The 16,891-nt window shown below is 61.8% G+C and carries 14 protein-coding genes; 12 read left to right on the top strand and 2 right to left on the bottom strand.

The genetic code is table 11. The features are described 5' to 3' along the window. Positions 1-2 precede the first annotated feature (2 nt). From HKD24_RS11760 to HKD24_RS11705, 12 genes are all read left to right on the top strand, one after another. Complete coding sequence (locus tag HKD24_RS11760; protein ID WP_194260451.1) at positions 3-1,169, top strand: MlaE family ABC transporter permease; 1,167 nt, start codon at positions 3-5, stop codon at positions 1,167-1,169. A gap of 5 nt (positions 1,170-1,174) precedes the next feature. Further along, positions 1,175-1,942 (top strand): ABC transporter ATP-binding protein, encoded by a 768-nt coding sequence (locus tag HKD24_RS11755; RefSeq protein ID WP_194260450.1) that lies wholly within the window; start codon positions 1,175-1,177, stop codon positions 1,940-1,942. After that, complete coding sequence (locus tag HKD24_RS11750) at positions 1,942-2,904, top strand: MlaD family protein (protein WP_194260449.1); 963 nt, start codon at positions 1,942-1,944, stop codon at positions 2,902-2,904. The genes HKD24_RS11755 and HKD24_RS11750 overlap by 1 nt, the downstream gene beginning before the upstream one ends. A gap of 56 nt (positions 2,905-2,960) precedes the next feature. After that, positions 2,961-3,536 carry a PqiC family protein gene (locus HKD24_RS11745; RefSeq protein WP_194260448.1) on the top strand — a complete coding sequence of 192 codons (576 nt, stop codon included), beginning with the start codon at positions 2,961-2,963 and terminating at the stop codon, positions 3,534-3,536. Positions 3,537-3,619: 83 nt separating this feature from the next. Further along, a complete protein-coding gene (locus HKD24_RS11740; RefSeq protein WP_194260447.1) occupies positions 3,620-5,116 on the top strand; it encodes an ABC transporter substrate-binding protein in 1,497 nt (498 codons plus the stop codon). After that, the gene (locus HKD24_RS11735; protein ID WP_228124364.1) at positions 5,113-6,066 is read left to right on the top strand and encodes an ABC transporter permease; all 954 of its coding nucleotides are present in this window, start codon (positions 5,113-5,115) and stop codon (positions 6,064-6,066) included. Before HKD24_RS11740 ends, HKD24_RS11735 begins: the two co-directional genes overlap by 4 nt. Continuing rightward, positions 6,063-6,899 carry an ABC transporter permease gene (locus HKD24_RS11730; RefSeq protein ID WP_194260446.1) on the top strand — a complete coding sequence of 279 codons (837 nt, stop codon included), beginning with the start codon at positions 6,063-6,065 and terminating at the stop codon, positions 6,897-6,899. The genes HKD24_RS11735 and HKD24_RS11730 overlap by 4 nt, the downstream gene beginning before the upstream one ends. Further along, the gene (locus HKD24_RS11725) at positions 6,896-7,714 is read left to right on the top strand and encodes an ATP-binding cassette domain-containing protein (RefSeq protein WP_194260445.1); all 819 of its coding nucleotides are present in this window, start codon (positions 6,896-6,898) and stop codon (positions 7,712-7,714) included. Before HKD24_RS11730 ends, HKD24_RS11725 begins: the two co-directional genes overlap by 4 nt. Beyond that, complete coding sequence (locus tag HKD24_RS11720; RefSeq protein ID WP_194260444.1) at positions 7,711-8,475, top strand: ABC transporter ATP-binding protein; 765 nt, start codon at positions 7,711-7,713, stop codon at positions 8,473-8,475. Before HKD24_RS11725 ends, HKD24_RS11720 begins: the two co-directional genes overlap by 4 nt. Before the next feature lie 13 nt (positions 8,476-8,488). Continuing rightward, a complete protein-coding gene (locus tag HKD24_RS11715; RefSeq protein WP_194260443.1) occupies positions 8,489-9,502 on the top strand; it encodes a P1 family peptidase in 1,014 nt (337 codons plus the stop codon). Positions 9,503-9,591: 89 nt separating this feature from the next. Then, a complete protein-coding gene (putA, locus tag HKD24_RS11710) occupies positions 9,592-13,200 on the top strand; it encodes a bifunctional proline dehydrogenase/L-glutamate gamma-semialdehyde dehydrogenase PutA (protein ID WP_194260442.1) in 3,609 nt (1,202 codons plus the stop codon). Between the two features lie 71 nt (positions 13,201-13,271). Next, positions 13,272-13,964, top strand: coding sequence for a GntR family transcriptional regulator (locus HKD24_RS11705; protein WP_194260481.1), 693 nt, complete (start codon positions 13,272-13,274; stop codon positions 13,962-13,964). A gap of 3 nt (positions 13,965-13,967) precedes the next feature. On the opposite strand, the gene HKD24_RS11700 is transcribed toward HKD24_RS11705, so the two are convergent. Then, on the bottom strand, positions 13,968-16,139 hold the full coding sequence (locus HKD24_RS11700) for an FUSC family protein (RefSeq protein ID WP_194260441.1): 2,172 nt from the start codon (positions 16,137-16,139) through the stop codon (positions 13,968-13,970). Positions 16,140-16,154: 15 nt separating this feature from the next. After that, positions 16,155-16,637 carry a MarR family winged helix-turn-helix transcriptional regulator gene (locus HKD24_RS11695; RefSeq protein ID WP_194260440.1) on the bottom strand — a complete coding sequence of 161 codons (483 nt, stop codon included), beginning with the start codon at positions 16,635-16,637 and terminating at the stop codon, positions 16,155-16,157. Positions 16,638-16,891: the final 254 nt, after the last annotated feature.

Raw genomic sequence — 16,891 nt, 5'->3', positions numbered from 1 at the left:
TCATGACAGACAGGACCGAGACGGGATCACCAGCCACGCAGTCAGGAAACGACCGGACGCCCCAATGGCATCTGCAGGGTGAGCAGAACGCGCCCGTCATGGTCCTGAGTGGAACATGGCAGGCCCGGACCGGCAATATTCCGGTCTTTCCGAAAGACGGGCTGAAAAAGGCCCCGGGCGCCCATCTCTCTTTTCAGACATCTGACGTTCAGGGCTGGGACACCGGGCTGATCGCTTTTCTGTGGGATCTCAAGCGCGTCGCCCATGATGCCGGCATCAGTCTGGACATACAGACGCTCCCGGGCCCGATGCGGCAGCTTCTGGAGCTTCTGCCCGAGGCACCTGACGAACCTGTCCACCACAAGAAACTCCGCCAACCGTTTCTGGAGACCATCGGGAGCCACACCATCGCATCCGTGACCGAAGTCGGCGTGGTGTCCGAGCTCGGTGCCCTGACAGTAAAAGGCGCGGTCCAGACCATTCTCGGCCGCAGCCGGATGCGCCTGATTGACCTTCTGACCAATACCGCCGATGCGGGCCCTTACGCCCTGCTCATTGTGGGCGTCGTCAATTTTCTGATCGGTGCCATTCTGGCATTCGTCGGCGCCGTCGAACTCCAGAAGTTTGCCGCCGGCATCTACGTCGCAAGCCTTGTGGGGATTGCGATGGTGCGCGAGATGGCCGCCGTCATGACCGCCATCATCATGGCCGGACGAACGGGCGGCGCCTATGCCGCACGGATTTCCACCATGCAGGGCAATGAGGAAATCGATGCCCTGAACGTTTTCGGCATCCCGACCTCGACTTACTTGATCCTGCCGGCGGTCCTCTCGCTCATCATTACGATGCCCTTCCTGTACCTCTATGGATGTCTCATCGGCATGCTGGGCGGGTTCGTCGTGGCCATCTCCATGCTCGACATCACACCGGCAGGGTATTTCCATCAGACCGTGACCGCCTTCGGGATCGGCCAGTTCATTTTCGGATTTACCAAAAGTCTCGTTTTCGGCGCCTTCATCGGGCTGACAAGCTGCCGGATCGGTCTCAAGGCCGGACGCTCGGCCGCGGATGTCGGCATCGCCGCAACACGGGCCGTTGTCGTCGGCATCGTGGGCGTCATTGCGATTGATGCCATCTTCGCCGTCATCGCCGATGTGCTGGGGATCTGACAGACATGCCTGACCAGACCGTCCTTTCCCTTCGCGACATCACGCTCTCCTTTGGCCCGAAGGTCATCCAGAAGAACATCTCGCTCGACGTCCATAAGGGCAGCATCTTTGCCGTCATGGGCGGGTCGGGCTGCGGCAAGAGCACGCTCCTCAAGAGCATGATCGGCCTGCTGCGCCCCTCGGCGGGCGAATATCATGTCGGTGACGAGAACTACTGGGCCGGAAACGAAGCGCACCGCACGGATCTGAACCATCGCTTCGGCGTGCTGTTCCAGAGTGGCGCGCTGTGGAGTTCCATGACGATCGGCGAGAACATCGCCCTGCCCCTGCAGATGTTCACGGACCTCAAACCCGATGTCATCCGCAGGCTCGTGGAGCTGAAACTGGGTTTTGTCGGCATGTTGCAGGCGATTGATCTCTACCCGTCGGAAATCAGTGGTGGGATGCGCAAACGTGCCGGTCTGGCGCGCGCGCTTGCGCTTGATCCGGACATTCTGTTTTTCGACGAACCCTCCGCCGGCCTCGATCCGATCACCTCCGCCCGGCTTGATGACCTGATCCTGAACCTGCGGGACGGGCTTGGCGCGACGATCATCATCGTAAGCCACGAGCTGTCGAGCCTGTTCCACATCGCGGATGACGGCATCTTTCTGGACGCCAAGACAAAAACCCCGATCGCCCACGGCTCGCCCCGTGATCTGCGCGATCACTGTACCGATCCACAGGTGCATGCCTTCATGCACCGTGAACGCGACGAAGAAGGAAACACGTGATGAACAGGCAGGCTCTTGTCGGCGCTTTCGTCCTTGGGGGGACGGGCCTGATTGTCGCGGCATTCGTCCTGTTCGGCAATTTCCACCCCTTTTCCCGGACGGAAAAAGCCGTTCTGGTGTTCCATGGCGCCTCGTCCGGACTGGCCGTGGGATCACCGGTTACATTCCGGGGCGTTCAGGTCGGCGCCGTGGACCGCGTCGTCATCGAGTACAATCCAACGACGAAAGACGCCTATATTCCGGTTTTCGTCACGATGCGTCCGGATAACATCGTCCTGACAAACAGCAGCCTTCATCATCGCCCGAGCATGGAAGATCTTGTCCAGCAGGGTCTGCGCGGTGAAATGAACCTCAAGAGCTTCGTCACCGGTACATCCGAAATCGATCTGGATTTTGCCCCCAATACTCCTGCGGTTCTGCATCCCGAAATTGCCCACATCACGGAAATCCCGACCAAGCAGTCCACGATCGAGGCCATGACCAAGAGCCTTCAGGACCTGCCCCTGAAGCAGATTGGCGAAAACGCAGATGCCACCCTGGCCTCTGTGCGCCGGCTGTCGGACCAGCTCGACCGGGATCTGCCGGCACTGGTGCAGAGCATTCACGAAACCTCGGATCACAGCCGCGATATGGTCGATGCCGCCCGCAAGATGGTGACGGATCTGGAGCCTACGCTGACCCGCACGCTCGTCAGTGTGGACCGGCTGGCCAGCACCGGGACGAACCAGCTTGATGCGCGCGGCCGCGAGCTGCACGCTGTTCTGCTGAACAGCAACGCTGCCGTTCAGCAGGCCACGAAAAGCCTTGCCAATCTTGAGAACATGACCTCTCCGCGCTCTACCGACCGCGCCAATCTTGAAGCAAGCCTGCGGGACATTGCCGCGGCCGCCTCTGCCCTGCGCGGATTTGCAACAGATGTCGAGCGCAATCCACAGCTCCTGCTGACGGGACGGCGTCCATGAACCGACAGTTCCGCCTCCCCCAGATTTTTCCGGAGATCCGCCCCGTGACACGGTTCATGACACGATCCGCAGCTCCTTTCGCTCTGCTGGCCCTTGCCGCCCTGTCAGGCTGCGCTGCGCCGCCCATGCAGTTCTATACGCTTGGGGCACCGGCCATTGCACAGATGAATGCTGCGCTTCCGGCCACGGCTCCGGTCCTGGACGTGTCGCATGTGACACTGCCGGATTATCTGGACAATCAGGACATCCTGACCCGTCATGGCGACCAGCTTAACCGCAGTCCCAACGGGCGCTGGGGAAGCAGGTTGTCGCAGGGCGTGACGGACCTTCTGGCAGCCCATCTGGGGCGAGACTGGTCCAGCTATATCGTGACCACACAACCGCTTGCCGAGACGCCAGCCCTGCGCCTTGCAGTCAATATCAGCCGGCTGGATCTCGACAGCAGCGGTCAGGGCGCGCTGGAAGCTGATTGGGCGATGATCCCTTCCGATGAACATCAGCCTGTCCTGCGCAGCCGGGGCTCTTTCACGGCACAGGGCAGCATTGCGACGGATGCCGGCAAGGTCACCCTGACGCGTGCCCTTGTCGAACAGCTTGCAGCGCGGATTGCCAGCACGCCTCCGCGTCCCTGAACGACAGACCCTTCCTCCGAGGCAGTGAACGCCCTATTTTCCGTGATCCTGCGCCCTGAGGCTGCATGTTCGCGGAGCGCCTGATGAAAAACCTGCCCATCTTCATGGCCGTTCTCACAGCCGGCTGTTCGGCATTGCTTTGCCCGGCTTCAGCCCGGGCCGAAGGCGCACGCGATACGCTGTCGGTTGGTCTGGCGATCGAACCGCCCGGACTGGACCCGACACGCGGCTCCAGTGAAGCCATCGGGATGGTGACGTATGGCAATATCTATGAAGGCCTGATGCGGCTGGATGAACATGGCGCACTTAAACCACTTCTGGCACGGGACTGGAGCCTGTCTCCGGACGGCCTGACTTACGATTTCACGTTGCATGAGGGCGTCCATTTTCACGACGGGACAGTGTTGACCTGCGAGAGCGTGAAGTTTTCCCTACTCCGTGCAGGCGCCTCGGGAAGCATCAATCCCCACGCCGCCGTTTTCAGCCGGATTGCCGATATATCCTGCCCGGACAGCCTGCACGTCCGGATCAGGCTCCAGCATCCCTATGGCAGCTTCCTCTATCAGCTGGCCTGGAACGACGCGGCCATTCTCTCACCGGCATCCGTGGATCAGAACATCAGCCACCCGGTCGGGACCGGACCATTCGTTTTTGGCGAATGGCGTCGGGGAGATCACCTGACCCTGCGTCGCAACCCGGATTACTGGGGTAGCAAACCGGCGCTGACTTCCGTCACCTTCCGCTTCATGCCCGACCCGCTTTCGGCCAGCAACGCGCTTCTGGCCGGAGAACTCGACGTCTATCCATCCTTCCCGTCCCGCGAACTTCTGAGCCGCTTTTCCGGAAACAGAAGGCTTGAGGTCGTCAGGGGAAGCTTTCCCTTCAAGGCGATTCTGGCCCTCAACAATGCCCGCCGCCCATTCAATGATCCGCGTGTCCGGCAGGCCATTGCACAGGCCATCGACCGCAAGGCCCTGATCCAGGCCGTGGCAGAGGGCGACGCAACCGTTCTCCAATCGCATATGGCCCCGGACGATCCGGATTACGTCTCCTTGCCCGACCGTTATCCGTATGATCCGGAACATGCCCGCGCGCTCCTGAAAGAGGCGGGTGTCAGTCCTGGCACGCATCTGACCCTGACCTTCCCGCCAATCGGCTATGCCCGTGACAGCAGCGAACTCATTGCCGCCTATCTGGAACAGGTCGGGCTGACCGTGACGCTCCAGCCCGTAGAATGGCCGGCCTGGCTGGGCCGGGTTTACGGACAGGGCCAGTTCGACATGACCGTCATTGCCCATACCGAACCGCATGACATCAACATCTATGACCGCACACCCGTTTATTTCCATTATCACAACCCGGTTTTTCACGATCTGCTGGAGCAGTATGAAGACACCGCAGACACGGCGCGGCGTCATCAGCTCTCCGTACAGATGCAGAAACAGCTCGCCACGGATAAGCCGAATGTCTTCCTGTTCTCGATCCCTCGCCAGAGCGTGATGGATAGACGCATCAGGGGGATATGGGCCAGCCAGCCCATTGCCGGCTTCCCGGTTGCTGACGTGTTTTGGGCACCATGATCGGAGTCACAATCCTGCGCATGGTCTCCGGGCGCGTGGTGCTGCTGTTTGTCGGAAGCCTCATCATCTTTGCCGCCATGAACCTGCTGCCCGGCGATCCGGCGACTGTCATGCTCGGGCTGGATGCGAGCCCGGAGAGCCTTCTGGCGCTGCATCATCAACTGGGGCTGGATACGCCCCTGCCCGCACGATATGCGCACTGGATCAGCGGATTTCTGCATGGAGATCTGGGCCGGAGCTATATCTATGATGTTCCGGTTAGCAGCCTGATCGTCGAGCGTCTGCAGAGCAGTCTGCCTCTGATCTTCCTTGCCATGCTGCTCTCCCTTGGAGCGGGTATCCCCATCGGCGTCATCGCAGCCGCAAACCGGGGAAAAGCGCTTGATCTGGGCCTGATGGGAATGCTGCAGCTTTTCAAATCTATCCCCGATTTCTGGCTGGCGATGATGATGACGTTCCTATTCTCCCTGACCCTGCATTGGTTGCCTGCAAGTGGTTTTCCGGGATGGGAGAACGGATTTTTCCCGGCAATCAGAGCGCTGATCCTTCCCGCCATCGCCCTGGCTATCCCGCAGGCGGCCATTACCGCCCGCTTTATGCGCTCATCCCTGATCGAAACGCTGTCGCAGGATTTCATCCGCACGGCCCGCGCCCAGGGCTACAGCAGACGGAGTGCCCTTTGGCGCATCGCCCTGCCCAACGCACTGATCCCGGTCCTGACGCTGGCTGGCATCCAGCTGCCAGTCCTCGTAACGGGCAGCATCATCGTCGAGAGTGTCTTCAGCCTTCCCGGCTGCGGAAAACTGCTGCTGGAAGCCGTCAACCAGCGGGACATTCCCGTCGTGCAGAACCTTGTCATGATGATCGTGACCGCCATAATGGTCCTGAACGTCCTCATGGCAGCCCTTGTGCGCTGGCTGGATCCGCGCCTTGGGGAAGAATGCTCATGATGGCACGGCGGAATTATACTCTCTGGGCGGGCGGCATTCTGCTTGCCGCCGTCCTGTTTCCCGCCGTTGTCATTGTAGTGTTCAATGGCGATCATGCTCCCGGCATTGACGTCATGCACCGCTATGCAACACCGTCTCTGTCGCATCCGCTGGGCACAGACCCTTTCGGTCGTGATCTCATGGTCTATGTGCTTCTGGGCGCATTCAACAGCATGATGATCGCTGCACTGGGCGTTGCCCTTGCGACGATTGCCGGAACGGCGCTCGGGCTGATTGCCGCCGGACATCCCGAAGCATCTCCGTCCGGATCGACCCGCATCATCATGGGGATTGCCGATCTGGGACTGGCATTTCCACCCGTCCTGATCGCTGCTTTGCTCGTTACAGCCCTCGGAGCCTCCGCATCTGGCGAAATCCTCGCCATCGCCCTGTTTGGCCTTCCCGCCCAGATCCGGATCACCCGACAGGCCGCGCGCTCCATCCTGATCCAGGACTATATCGCCGCATCCCGACTGGCCGGACGCGGCACGCTCACCATCCTGCGCACGCACGTCCTACCCAATATCCTGCCTTTGCTTACGGTACAGGCCACATCCTCACTGGCGCTGGCCCTCCTTTCCGATGCCGGACTATCCTATCTTGGTCTTGGAGCTCCCCCGCCGCTCCCTGATCTGGGACGGGCTCTGGCGTCCTACCAGATCCACGTTTTCGATCATCCAATGCTGGTCGCCGTACCGGGACTGACGATCATGCTGCTCGTTCTGGGTTTCAATATTTTCGGTGACGGATTGCGGGACAGTCTGGACGCTGCGCATCAGGAGCCAAACCCATGACCGCCGTGCTTCACGTCAGGGCGCTCGATGTTCAGAGCGCCGTACGTCCGATCCTCCATCCGATATCTTTCAGACTTGAGCCGGGAAAAATTCTCGCCGTCACAGGAGAGTCCGGTTCAGGAAAATCGACGCTCGCCCTCGCCCTGATGGGATTGCTGCCACCCGGTTTTCAGGCGCGCGGAGAGATTGATTTTGAAGGAACAGATTTTCTGGCGCTGTCCGAACCGGAATGGTGTCGCATCCGGGGCAGAAAACTGGGCATGGTGTTTCAGGAACCCATGACGGCGCTCAACCCGACCCGACGTATCGGGTCGCAGATCGCCGATACGTTCCGCCTTCATACACCGCTGTCCAAGTCCGAAATCCGTGCGGAAACACATGCCCTGATGGAGCAGACCGGTCTACTGGACGCGGGCGTCAGCGAGCGGGCCTATCCGCATCAGCTTTCCGGCGGCCAGAGACAGCGCGTGCTGCTGGCCATGGCACTCGCCTGCCAGCCCAGTGTCCTGATCGCAGATGAGTTCACCACAGCCCTTGATGCCCGCACCCAGTCCGCCATGATAGCGCTCGTCACCCGCCGTTGCGAGACGCATGGCATGGCGGTCCTGATGATTTCCCATGACCTCGGGCTGGTCCGCCGCCATGCCGATCAGGTTCTGGTCCTTAAAGACGGGATCTGCGTCGAGCAGGGCCCGACCACATCTGTATTCGACGCGCCTGCCCATCCCTACACACAGGCACTGCTTGCAATGTCCCTTCACGGCGCGGCACGCACCCCGCTGACGCCCCTTCCCGTCTTCAGGGCAACAGCATGAGTCCGATCCTGCAGGCGCGGGCTGTGACATACGGCAGAACGGACCGCCGCGCCTTTCCATTCATGCGGCGAAAAAGCAGCCCGATTCTGAAAGAGATCAGCCTCGATCTGTCCGCAGGCCAGACGCTTGGAATCATTGGTGCATCCGGAAGCGGAAAATCCACGCTGTGCCGCATCCTCAGCGGCCTTGTTGCGCCCGATGAAGGCCAGGTTCTGTATCAGGGTCAGGATCTCGCAACAGCCCCGGCGCAAATCCGGAAAAGAATCCGACCCGCGATCCAGATGATCTTTCAGGACCCATACGGCGCCCTCGATCCGCGCCAGACTGTCCGTGACATCGTGGGCGAACCGCTCGATCCCGCGCCGAATCGGGACGCCCGCATTCTGGCGGCGCTCGCAGAAGTTGGCCTGTCTGCCGATATGGCCGATCGCTATCCCAGAGCCTTTTCCGGCGGCCAGAGGCAGCGGATTGCCATCGCCCGCGCCCTGATCACCCGGCCTTCCGTCATCATCGCCGATGAAGCGGTCTCGGCGCTGGATGTCTCCACGCAGGCCATCGTGCTGAACCTGCTGCTGGATATGCAGAAGCGGCATGGACTGTCGTATGTTTTCGTCAGTCACGATCTGGCCGTCATCCGGCACCTGTCGCACCATATCGCCGTTCTCGACCGAGGCCGGATCGTCGAATCCGGTCCGGCATCCGAAGTTCTGAATGCCCCCACGCACGCTGTGACACGGGCGCTTCTCGAAAACACCTACTGACCCGCGAGGCGTCATGACCAGCCTGAACCTCCTTACCGACATTCCCGGCATCCGCGTTGGCCATTGTCAGGACCTGACCCTGCGCACAGGGGTGACGGCGGTCCTGTTCGATCGCCCCGTCATCGCTTCCGGCAGTTTCCCGGGCGGCGCACCAGCCCTGCGGGAAAGTGCGCTGCTGGAGCCGGAAAACATGATCGGGCATATCCATGCGGTCGTCCTGTCAGGCGGCTCGACCTATGGGCTGGACGCGACAACCGGCGTTCAGGCCTGGCTGCGCGAGCAGTTCGACAATGTGCCTCTGCCGCCGGGCACCATCCGCGTGCCCATCGTGGTGCAGGCCAGTCTTTACGATCTGCCGCAGGGCGGACAGACGACATGGGACCGCTATTCGCCTTATGCCGAATTGGGCTATCAGGCCGCGACCAGCGCCCGAAGCGGCGCTTTCGCACTGGGCACGGCTGGTGCAGGCACCGGCGCGACAACCGCCACATTGCGCGGAGGGCTCGGTTCGGCGAGCGCAATCACCCCCGCCGGGCACCGCGTGGCCGCACTGGTCGCCGTCAATGCCGTCGGAACCGCCACGATCGGCGACGGACCCCATTTCTGGAGCGCACCTTTCGAGCAGGGTGACGAATTCGGCGGTCTGGGCATGCCCGCGCATCTGAGCGCAGAAGATTTGCGCCTGCGTTCCAAATGGGCTTCCGTCACCGGCACCACGATCGGCCTTATCGCCACGGATGCGACTCTCACCAAGACACAGGCGAAACGCCTCTCCATTCTGGCGCAGGACGGCGTGGCACGGGGTGTGTTTCCAGCCCATCTGCCTCTGGACGGGGACGCCATGATCGGGGTCTCGACCTGCGAAAAGCCTGCTCCCCTTGGTCAGGAATGGACCGAAATCCTCCATGCCGCCACGCAGGTCACGGCCCGCGCCATCGCCCGGGGCGTGTACGAGGCATCCCCTCTTCCCGGTGGCGCCGCATTCCCGACATGGCACGAACGTTTCGGATCCAAAGATACGTCATAAAAATGATCTGACCCTCATTTCATATATTTTACTTAGGATCGTATACGATTATAGAACTCAGACCGAGTGTCGTGTCCGAGGCTGAGTCCATGTCAACTTTTGTGTCGTCCTATCCTGTCCGCTCCTCCCTTCGTCAGGCCATCGCCGCAGACATGCGCAGACCCGAAGCGGAGTGCATCCTTCCCCTGATCGAACAGGCCACGCTGACCGAAACGGAACAGCAGAACACGTTTGACGTCGCCCGCCATCTGACCCGTACGCTGCGGACGCAGCGTCGTCCGGGCGGCGTCGAAGCACTCGTGCAGGAATTCTCGCTGTCCTCCGCCGAGGGCGTCTCCCTGATGTGTCTGGCCGAAGCCCTCCTGCGTATTCCGGATGCCGCGACCCGCGACGCCCTGATCCGCGACCGGATCGGCACAGGGGACTGGCTCTCTCATGTCGGCGGCAGGAAATCCATTTTCGTGAATGCGGCCTCATGGGGCCTGATGCTGACGGGCAAGCTGACCAACGATACGGATGAAGGCCTCGCCGCCGCGCTGTTCCGCCTGGTCGGACGTGGCGGGCAGCCGCTCGTCCGCCGTGCGCTCGACATCGCCATGCGCATGATGGGCGAGCAGTTCGTCATTGGCGAAACCATCGAGGAAGCCCGCAAGGTCAGCACCGAACCCGAAGACCGCGGCTTCAAATACTCCTACGACATGCTCGGTGAAGCGGCGATGACGGAAGCCGACGCCCTGCGCTACCGCCGCGACTACGAGCGAGCAATCGACGTGATCGGCCAGACCGCACGCGGCGCGAATGTCTATGAGAAGGCCGGAATTTCCATCAAGCTCTCGGCCCTGCACCCGCGCTATGCCTTCACCCAGCGCGAGCGCGTGCTGAAAGAGCTCGGCCAGACGCTGAAAGACCTCGTCATCCAGGCCCGCCGCTATGACATCGGCATCAATATCGACGCCGAAGAAAGCGAGCGTCTGGACCTCTCACTCGATCTGATCGAAGATTTGTGCCACTGCCCGGAACTGGACGGCTGGAACGGAATCGGCATCGTCGTGCAGGCCTATGGCCGCCGCGCGCCGAAGGTTCTGGACTATCTGATCGACCTCGGCCGCCGCAGCGGACACCGCCTCATGATCCGCCTAGTGAAGGGTGCTTACTGGGACAGCGAAATCAAGAAAGCGCAGGTTGAAAGCCAGACGGATTTCCCGGTCTATACGCGCAAATGCTACACCGATGTCAGCTATATCGCCTGCGCGAAAAAGCTCCTTGCGGCGCGTGATGTCGTCTTTCCGCAGTTCGCGACCCATAACGCCCGCACGCTGGCCACGATCTACACGCTGGCTGGCCTGAACTTCCAGATCGGTGATTACGAGTTCCAGTGCCTGCACGGCATGGGCGAGACGCTCTACAATGAAGTCGTCGGCCCGCAGAAGCTCAACCGCCCGTGCCGGGTCTATGCCCCGGTCGGCTCGCATGAGACGCTGCTGGCCTATCTGGTGCGCCGCCTGCTGGAAAACGGCGCCAATTCGTCCTTCGTCAACCAGATCGGCGACGAGAGCCTGCCCATCGAGACCCTGATCGCCGATCCGGTCGCGCTCGCAAAAGCCGTTCAGCCGCCGGGCGCCTCGCATCCGGCCATCGCCCTGCCCAAAGACCTGTTCGCGCCCGAACGCACCAATTCCCGCGGACTGGACCTGACCGACGAACACACCGTCACGGCCCTGGCCGAAGCCGTCTGTGCCTCCGAAAAACAGACGCTGGAAGACCTGTCCTGCTCGGGTGAGACGCAGGAGATCCGCAATCCGTCCAACCATTCGGACAGGATCGGCAGTGTCCGTTTCGGAACCGAAGAGGATGTCCGCAAGGCCATTGATGCCGCCGAAAGTGAAGGCACAGCATGGGCGGCTCTTTCCGCCGACGCACGAAGCACAAAGCTCGATCGCGCAGCGGATCTGCTGGAAGAGCATCAGAGCGAACTGATGGCCCTTCTGGTCCGCGAAGCGGGCAAGTCCTATGCCAATGCACTCTCTGAAGTTCGCGAGGCCGTTGATTTCCTGCGATATTACGCCGTTCAGGCCCGCGAAACGGCCCAGGCAGGCAGCAGCGTGCCGCTCGGCGTTGTCGCCTGTATCAGCCCGTGGAACTTCCCCCTCGCCATTTTCCTGGGACAGATTTCGGTCGCACTGGCGGCTGGCAACACGGTCGTCGCAAAACCGGCCGAGGAAACACCGTTCATTGCCCTGCGCGCCGTTGCCCTTCTGCGCGAAGCGGGTGTTCCGGAAAACGCTCTCCGGCTGGTGTCGGGTGCTGGCGAGACCGGCGCGGCCCTCGTGGCCGATCCGCGGATTGCCGGCGTGATGTTCACCGGCTCCACCGCCGTGGCGGGCCTGATCGCCAGCACTCTGGCCGGACGCACCGGCGCAGACGGCCAGCCCGTTCCGTTCGTGGCCGAGACCGGCGGCCAGAACGCCATGATCGTGGACAGCTCCGCCCTGACCGAACAGGTGGTCGCGGATGTTCTGGTCTCGGCCTTCGACAGTGCCGGCCAGCGCTGCTCCGCCCTGCGCGTCCTGTGCGTGCAGGAAGACTGTGCCGATCGCGTTCTGACCATGCTCCGTGGTGCGGTCGAAGAACTGCGCGTGGGCAATCCGGCCGAACTGCACACGGATGTCGGCCCGGTCATTTCCGCCGAAGCCCAATCCGGAATCCAGGCCTATATCGACGCATCCCGTGCGCAGAACCGTGCCGTCTGGTCCCTTCCCCTTCCGGACACGACATCGAACGGAACATTCATCGCCCCGACGATCATCGAGATCGACAGTCTGGCGGACCTTCAGGGCGAAGTCTTCGGACCGGTCCTGCATGTCCTGCGCTTTGAAGCCAGCGGCTTCGAGGCCCTGATCAACGCGATCAACCAGTCCGGCTATGGCCTGACATTCGGACTCCATACCCGGATCGAAAGCCGCATGGCGCATGTCACCTCCCGCATCGAGGCCGGGAACCTCTACGTCAACCGCAACATGGTCGGCGCGGTTGTGGGTAGCCAGCCTTTTGGCGGCGAAAAGCTGTCGGGCACGGGTCCGAAAGCTGGTGGTCCGATGATCCTGCGTCGCCTGATGAGCACCGCCCCGGCCCATACGGACTGGGAAAACCAGGAACTGCCAGAGCCCGCACGACTGTTTCTGTCCTGGCTGATGCGGACAAGCTTTCCGCTCTATCAGACGATCGTGGACGCCATGCAGCATGGCATGTGCGGCACTACGCGCGAACTGCCCGGCCCGGTCGGCGAAACCAACCTGTACCAGCTTCTGCCGCGTGGCGCCGTCCTGTGCATCGCCAGCGACCGCGAGACCATGCTCCGCGCCGTGGGCCTCGCTCTGAGCGGTGGAAACACGGCCTTCGTTCAGGGGCCGAATGTGGCTTCGGACTGGGTTTCCGACCTTCCCGATGCGCTTGCGCTGCATATCCGCCGCACGCAGGGCGGGCGTGTTGCAGGATGCCGGACGATCCTTGCGTCTCCGGAAGAAAAGCAGATGGCGGAACAGGCCCGTGCGGCTCTGTCGCGTTCGGGCATGATCGTGCAGCTCTACATGCTTGACGCGAAAAGCCCGATCCGGCCTGAATGGGTACTTCAGGAAAAGGTCGTCAGCACGAATACGACGGCCGCGGGCGGTAATGCCAGCCTGATGACCATCGGATAACGGTCCTGTCCGGCATGGCCGTTCGCGCCGGCCATGCTAAGAGGATTGCCCCCCAACTGACGGACGACCCCATGCGCGCTGCCGAGCCGAAGTTTACACCTGTTGATACGAAAAGCGGCTCGGCCTCGCTCGAAATCGCGGACGCCCTGCGCCGTGCCATCACGGACGGCATCCTGACCGATGGTCAGCCGATGCGACAGTCGGAGCTTGCCCGCAATTTTGGCGTCTCCACCATCCCGGTCCGCGAAGCCCTCAAACAGCTTGAGGCAGAAGGCCTGATCGCCTTCCTGCCCCATCGGGGCGCCGTGGTCACCGGGCTGAGCGAGGCAGACATTCTGGAATATTCGGACATCCGCGCCTCGCTGGAAAGCATGGCGGCCGGACTGGCGATGACATCCCTCACCCGTGTCGATCTGGCGCGGATTGAGGACGCCTATGAGGCCTTTGTCAGCGGAACGGGCGGCGCACAGGGCATGGAGCAGTCCGGCCGTCTGAACTGGGAATTTCACGGTGCCATCTATGCCGCGGCACAGCGCCCGAGGCTGTACGGCATGATCCATGACCTGCATTCCCGGCTCGACCGTTACATCCGCGCCCATCTGGAACTGCCGGGGCGGAAAGCCGCCACCGACGCCGAACATTTTCAGATCCTTCAGGCCTGTCGCGCCCGCGACGGCGAGGAACTTGGCCGCCTGACGAAGCAGCATATTCTCGAAGCCGCGTCCCTCTCGCTGGACGTCATCCGCGAGCGGACAACGCCCTGATCCTCACCGTACCGGATTAACCGCAACCAGCGTCGCAGGCCCCCGCTCGTCATACCAGAGATGCAGCGGGCCATCCGCATGGAAGAAGCCCGGAATACTGTCGATGATATGAGCACTCTGCTCCAGACATGACACCAGACGGACACGGTACAGCCCTTCCATTCCGGAAGCCTCGCCAGCCCCGATTAACCCTGCGGCTGACATGAGAGACGCAGCCGTCCCGACAGGATCCCGTCGCAGGGTCCTGAAGGACGCAAGCGCCACATCCAGCGCCTCCCTTTCACGAGCATTCAGCCCCGCCGGTTCCACGGCCTGCCGCAGGCGGATCAGCAGACGCCCGAGGGACAGGGCGGCAAACGCGCCATCGACATAGCCCTGACGGTCGATCGGAGACGCTACCAGAGACAGCCGCATGAGCAGGATGGAAACCTTCTGAATCTGCGTCCCTTCCCACACCATCCAGGACGGCACCTTCGCGGCAGGCCGGGCCGAAAGGTTCTGGAGGCTGCGGCCAAGGGAAATGACGAGCCGCGAGGCATAAAGCCGCTGATCGGCCGGCATGATTACGCGGAACACCAGAACCAGCAGCGCGCAGCCCATCAGGATGGCGAGCCAGGTGTTGATGAGCGTGATATCGTCGGGAACCATGCTGTTCGTTATCATCAACTGCATGGCCAGAAAGACCGTATAGCCGAACGCCCCAACCCCATAACGCGGATGAAACTGGAGCCACACGCCCGGCAGCATGCAGGCACAAACCGACAGCCAGAGCATCGGATAACCATCCACGCGTGGAATTGCGGCGATATGGCACAGCCAGCAGGCCGGAACCGACAGCGCCGTCCCGATTGCCATCGGCAGACTGGCCCGTGCCGCAGAAGGTGCCGTGGACAGCAGGCTCGACGCCGCCACGACATACATGATCATCATCGGCCCGGTCGGGAAATAGGTGATGTACCAGATCATGCAGGCCAGAAAGGCGATCAGCATCCCGCGCAGCCCGTTATAGATCGCCGACATCCATTCCAGATAATGCAGCACCCGGACGCGGACATGCGGGCCGCGCGGGCTGGACAGGTCCAGGACCGTCTCACGAAGCTGAAGGAGAATATCGCGGACATTATCGACAGATGCCTGAACCGCAGGCGAAGTCGCCGCCCCCTCCAGAACCTCAAGCCGCCCGAGCGACTCTTCCAGACAGGCCAAAACGCCCTGCGGCCGCTCGATCCATCCGGCGGTTTCCGTCAGTGCGAGAAGCTCGTTCAGCGTATCGCGGATTTCGCGATGAACGGGCGCCGAGAGCGGATTTGCCACGCCCAGATTGCGCCAGTACGGATGATAGGACGCCACAAGCCCCGTCATGCGACTGACGGCGAGCCGGTATCCCCGCACGCCGGCATGAATGTCGGGGTTGTCTGTTGCAGCGTATTCAATGGCAGGTCCAAGCCGTGCCAGCTGCCCCAGAAGTCGCTGCCGCCCGTCATAGATTGTCTGCGGAAGGCTCCGGAAAGCCCCTTCAGTGCCCACAGGTTCCGAGCCCGGAGCACCCTGCGCCCCGGAGCGGTTCATCAGTCCTTCATGAAACACCAGGGCATGGCGGATCGTCTCGCGGAACGCCCCCGAAAGCGCGTCTATCGTGCCCTGACGCCGACGTGGCGACGTCACCATGAACACCGCCGCCGTCACCACGATCCCAAGTGCTACGTCCGACACGCGCATCATGGCGGACATGAAGATATTTTCGGGATGCGCAAACGCGGGAACGGCCACGATGATGATCGTGTAGCCAGCGAGAACCGCCGCATAGGCCCGAAAATAGCGCAGGCACGTCGCCGTCATGCAGGCCAGCCCCACAAAGGCCGACAGCGCCATAAAATACAGGACGGCGGACTGTACGAACATCGCCATGACCGCCGTACTCAGGGCCGCGCCGATCACCGTCCCGGTCATACGCCACACACTCTTGGAGACAAGTGCGCCCACAGTTGGGTTCGCGACGATCAGGACGGTCGTGACCGTACTCATCGGCGATTCCAGCTGGATCATGAAGGCGAGGAAGAGCGCAATCCCGAGGGACAGAAACACCCTGGCCGTAAAAGCCGCCGTGGAGACGAAATTCCGCCACCGCAGGCTGTTGCGGTCGAAAGAAAGAAGCTGGCGAAAAGGATTGCGCATGGCCGATCCGGAAAGTCAGGAGGAAGAAAAACCGGACAGGGAAACTCTCCCTTCCATCATGCCGAGCTGGCTGCGGAGCAGTTCGGCCGCATCGTCGGGAAGCCCTTCGGTCAGCCGGGCTTCCAGTTCCGCCGCAATGCGGTGAAACTGACGGCACCGCTCGCGTCCGGCCGCTGTAAGGGTGAGAAGGTTGGACCGCCTGTCCTGCGGATCGGGCTCCCGCGAGATCAGGTTCTCTGCACCCAGATGGTCCAGCACCCGCACAAGCGCCGAGCTGTCCACACCCATGACGGAGGCCAGATCGCTCTGCTTCATCCCGTTTCCCATCACCATCAGATACGCCATGGGGCGCATGGTCGCGAGCGTCATGCCTTCGGGCCGCAGGAGACGGTCCAGCTGCGCCCGCCACAGGCTCGACAGGCGCAGAACATGGAAGGTCAGCCCCATGTCATGAAAACTGCTGTCCCGAAGGATGGATGGATCATACTGAACAGCCATTTTCTGGTGACACCTCATCTGTTGACAGATCAACTGATTACATGACACTATCAGAATTGAAAACAGATCAGGTTGACATTTCCGTCAGGAAGTTCAGTTTTTGATCGAAATCACCTGCCGACGCCCCCTGACCTGAAGGGGATTCGGTGAGGTTGAGCGAGGAGCGTTGTGGACGAATTGGCGTACAGTCTGACGTGTGGCAGTCTGGCGGTTGGCGTTGGGGTCGGTTTCTGATGCTGGCTGAAGTCAACCTG

Origin of the sequence: Gluconobacter vitians (genome assembly GCF_015244565.1) — a bacterium.
GTDB lineage: Bacteria > Pseudomonadota > Alphaproteobacteria > Acetobacterales > Acetobacteraceae > Gluconobacter > Gluconobacter vitians.
The sequence above is the reverse complement of the archived record's forward strand: the minus strand, read 5'-3'. Positions and strand labels throughout refer to the sequence as shown.

What these genes read in the sequence shown, in the direction of transcription:
- HKD24_RS11760 (WP_194260451.1), top strand. Translation starts at nt 3, where the DNA reads ATGACAGACAGGACCGAGACGGGATCACCAGCCACGCAGTCAGGAAAC.
- HKD24_RS11755 (WP_194260450.1), top strand. Translation starts at nt 1,175, where the DNA reads ATGCCTGACCAGACCGTCCTTTCCCTTCGCGACATCACGCTCTCCTTT.
- HKD24_RS11750 (WP_194260449.1), top strand. Translation starts at nt 1,942, where the DNA reads ATGAACAGGCAGGCTCTTGTCGGCGCTTTCGTCCTTGGGGGGACGGGC.
- HKD24_RS11745 (WP_194260448.1), top strand. Translation starts at nt 2,961, where the DNA reads ATGACACGATCCGCAGCTCCTTTCGCTCTGCTGGCCCTTGCCGCCCTG.
- HKD24_RS11740 (WP_194260447.1), top strand. Translation starts at nt 3,620, where the DNA reads ATGAAAAACCTGCCCATCTTCATGGCCGTTCTCACAGCCGGCTGTTCG.
- HKD24_RS11735 (WP_228124364.1), top strand. Translation starts at nt 5,113, where the DNA reads ATGATCGGAGTCACAATCCTGCGCATGGTCTCCGGGCGCGTGGTGCTG.
- HKD24_RS11730 (WP_194260446.1), top strand. Translation starts at nt 6,063, where the DNA reads ATGATGGCACGGCGGAATTATACTCTCTGGGCGGGCGGCATTCTGCTT.
- HKD24_RS11725 (WP_194260445.1), top strand. Translation starts at nt 6,896, where the DNA reads ATGACCGCCGTGCTTCACGTCAGGGCGCTCGATGTTCAGAGCGCCGTA.
- HKD24_RS11720 (WP_194260444.1), top strand. Translation starts at nt 7,711, where the DNA reads ATGAGTCCGATCCTGCAGGCGCGGGCTGTGACATACGGCAGAACGGAC.
- HKD24_RS11715 (WP_194260443.1), top strand. Translation starts at nt 8,489, where the DNA reads ATGACCAGCCTGAACCTCCTTACCGACATTCCCGGCATCCGCGTTGGC.
- putA (WP_194260442.1), top strand. Translation starts at nt 9,592, where the DNA reads ATGTCAACTTTTGTGTCGTCCTATCCTGTCCGCTCCTCCCTTCGTCAG.
- HKD24_RS11705 (WP_194260481.1), top strand. Translation starts at nt 13,272, where the DNA reads ATGCGCGCTGCCGAGCCGAAGTTTACACCTGTTGATACGAAAAGCGGC.
- HKD24_RS11700 (WP_194260441.1), bottom strand. Translation starts at nt 16,139, where the DNA reads ATGCGCAATCCTTTTCGCCAGCTTCTTTCTTTCGACCGCAACAGCCTG.
- HKD24_RS11695 (WP_194260440.1), bottom strand. Translation starts at nt 16,637, where the DNA reads ATGGCTGTTCAGTATGATCCATCCATCCTTCGGGACAGCAGTTTTCAT.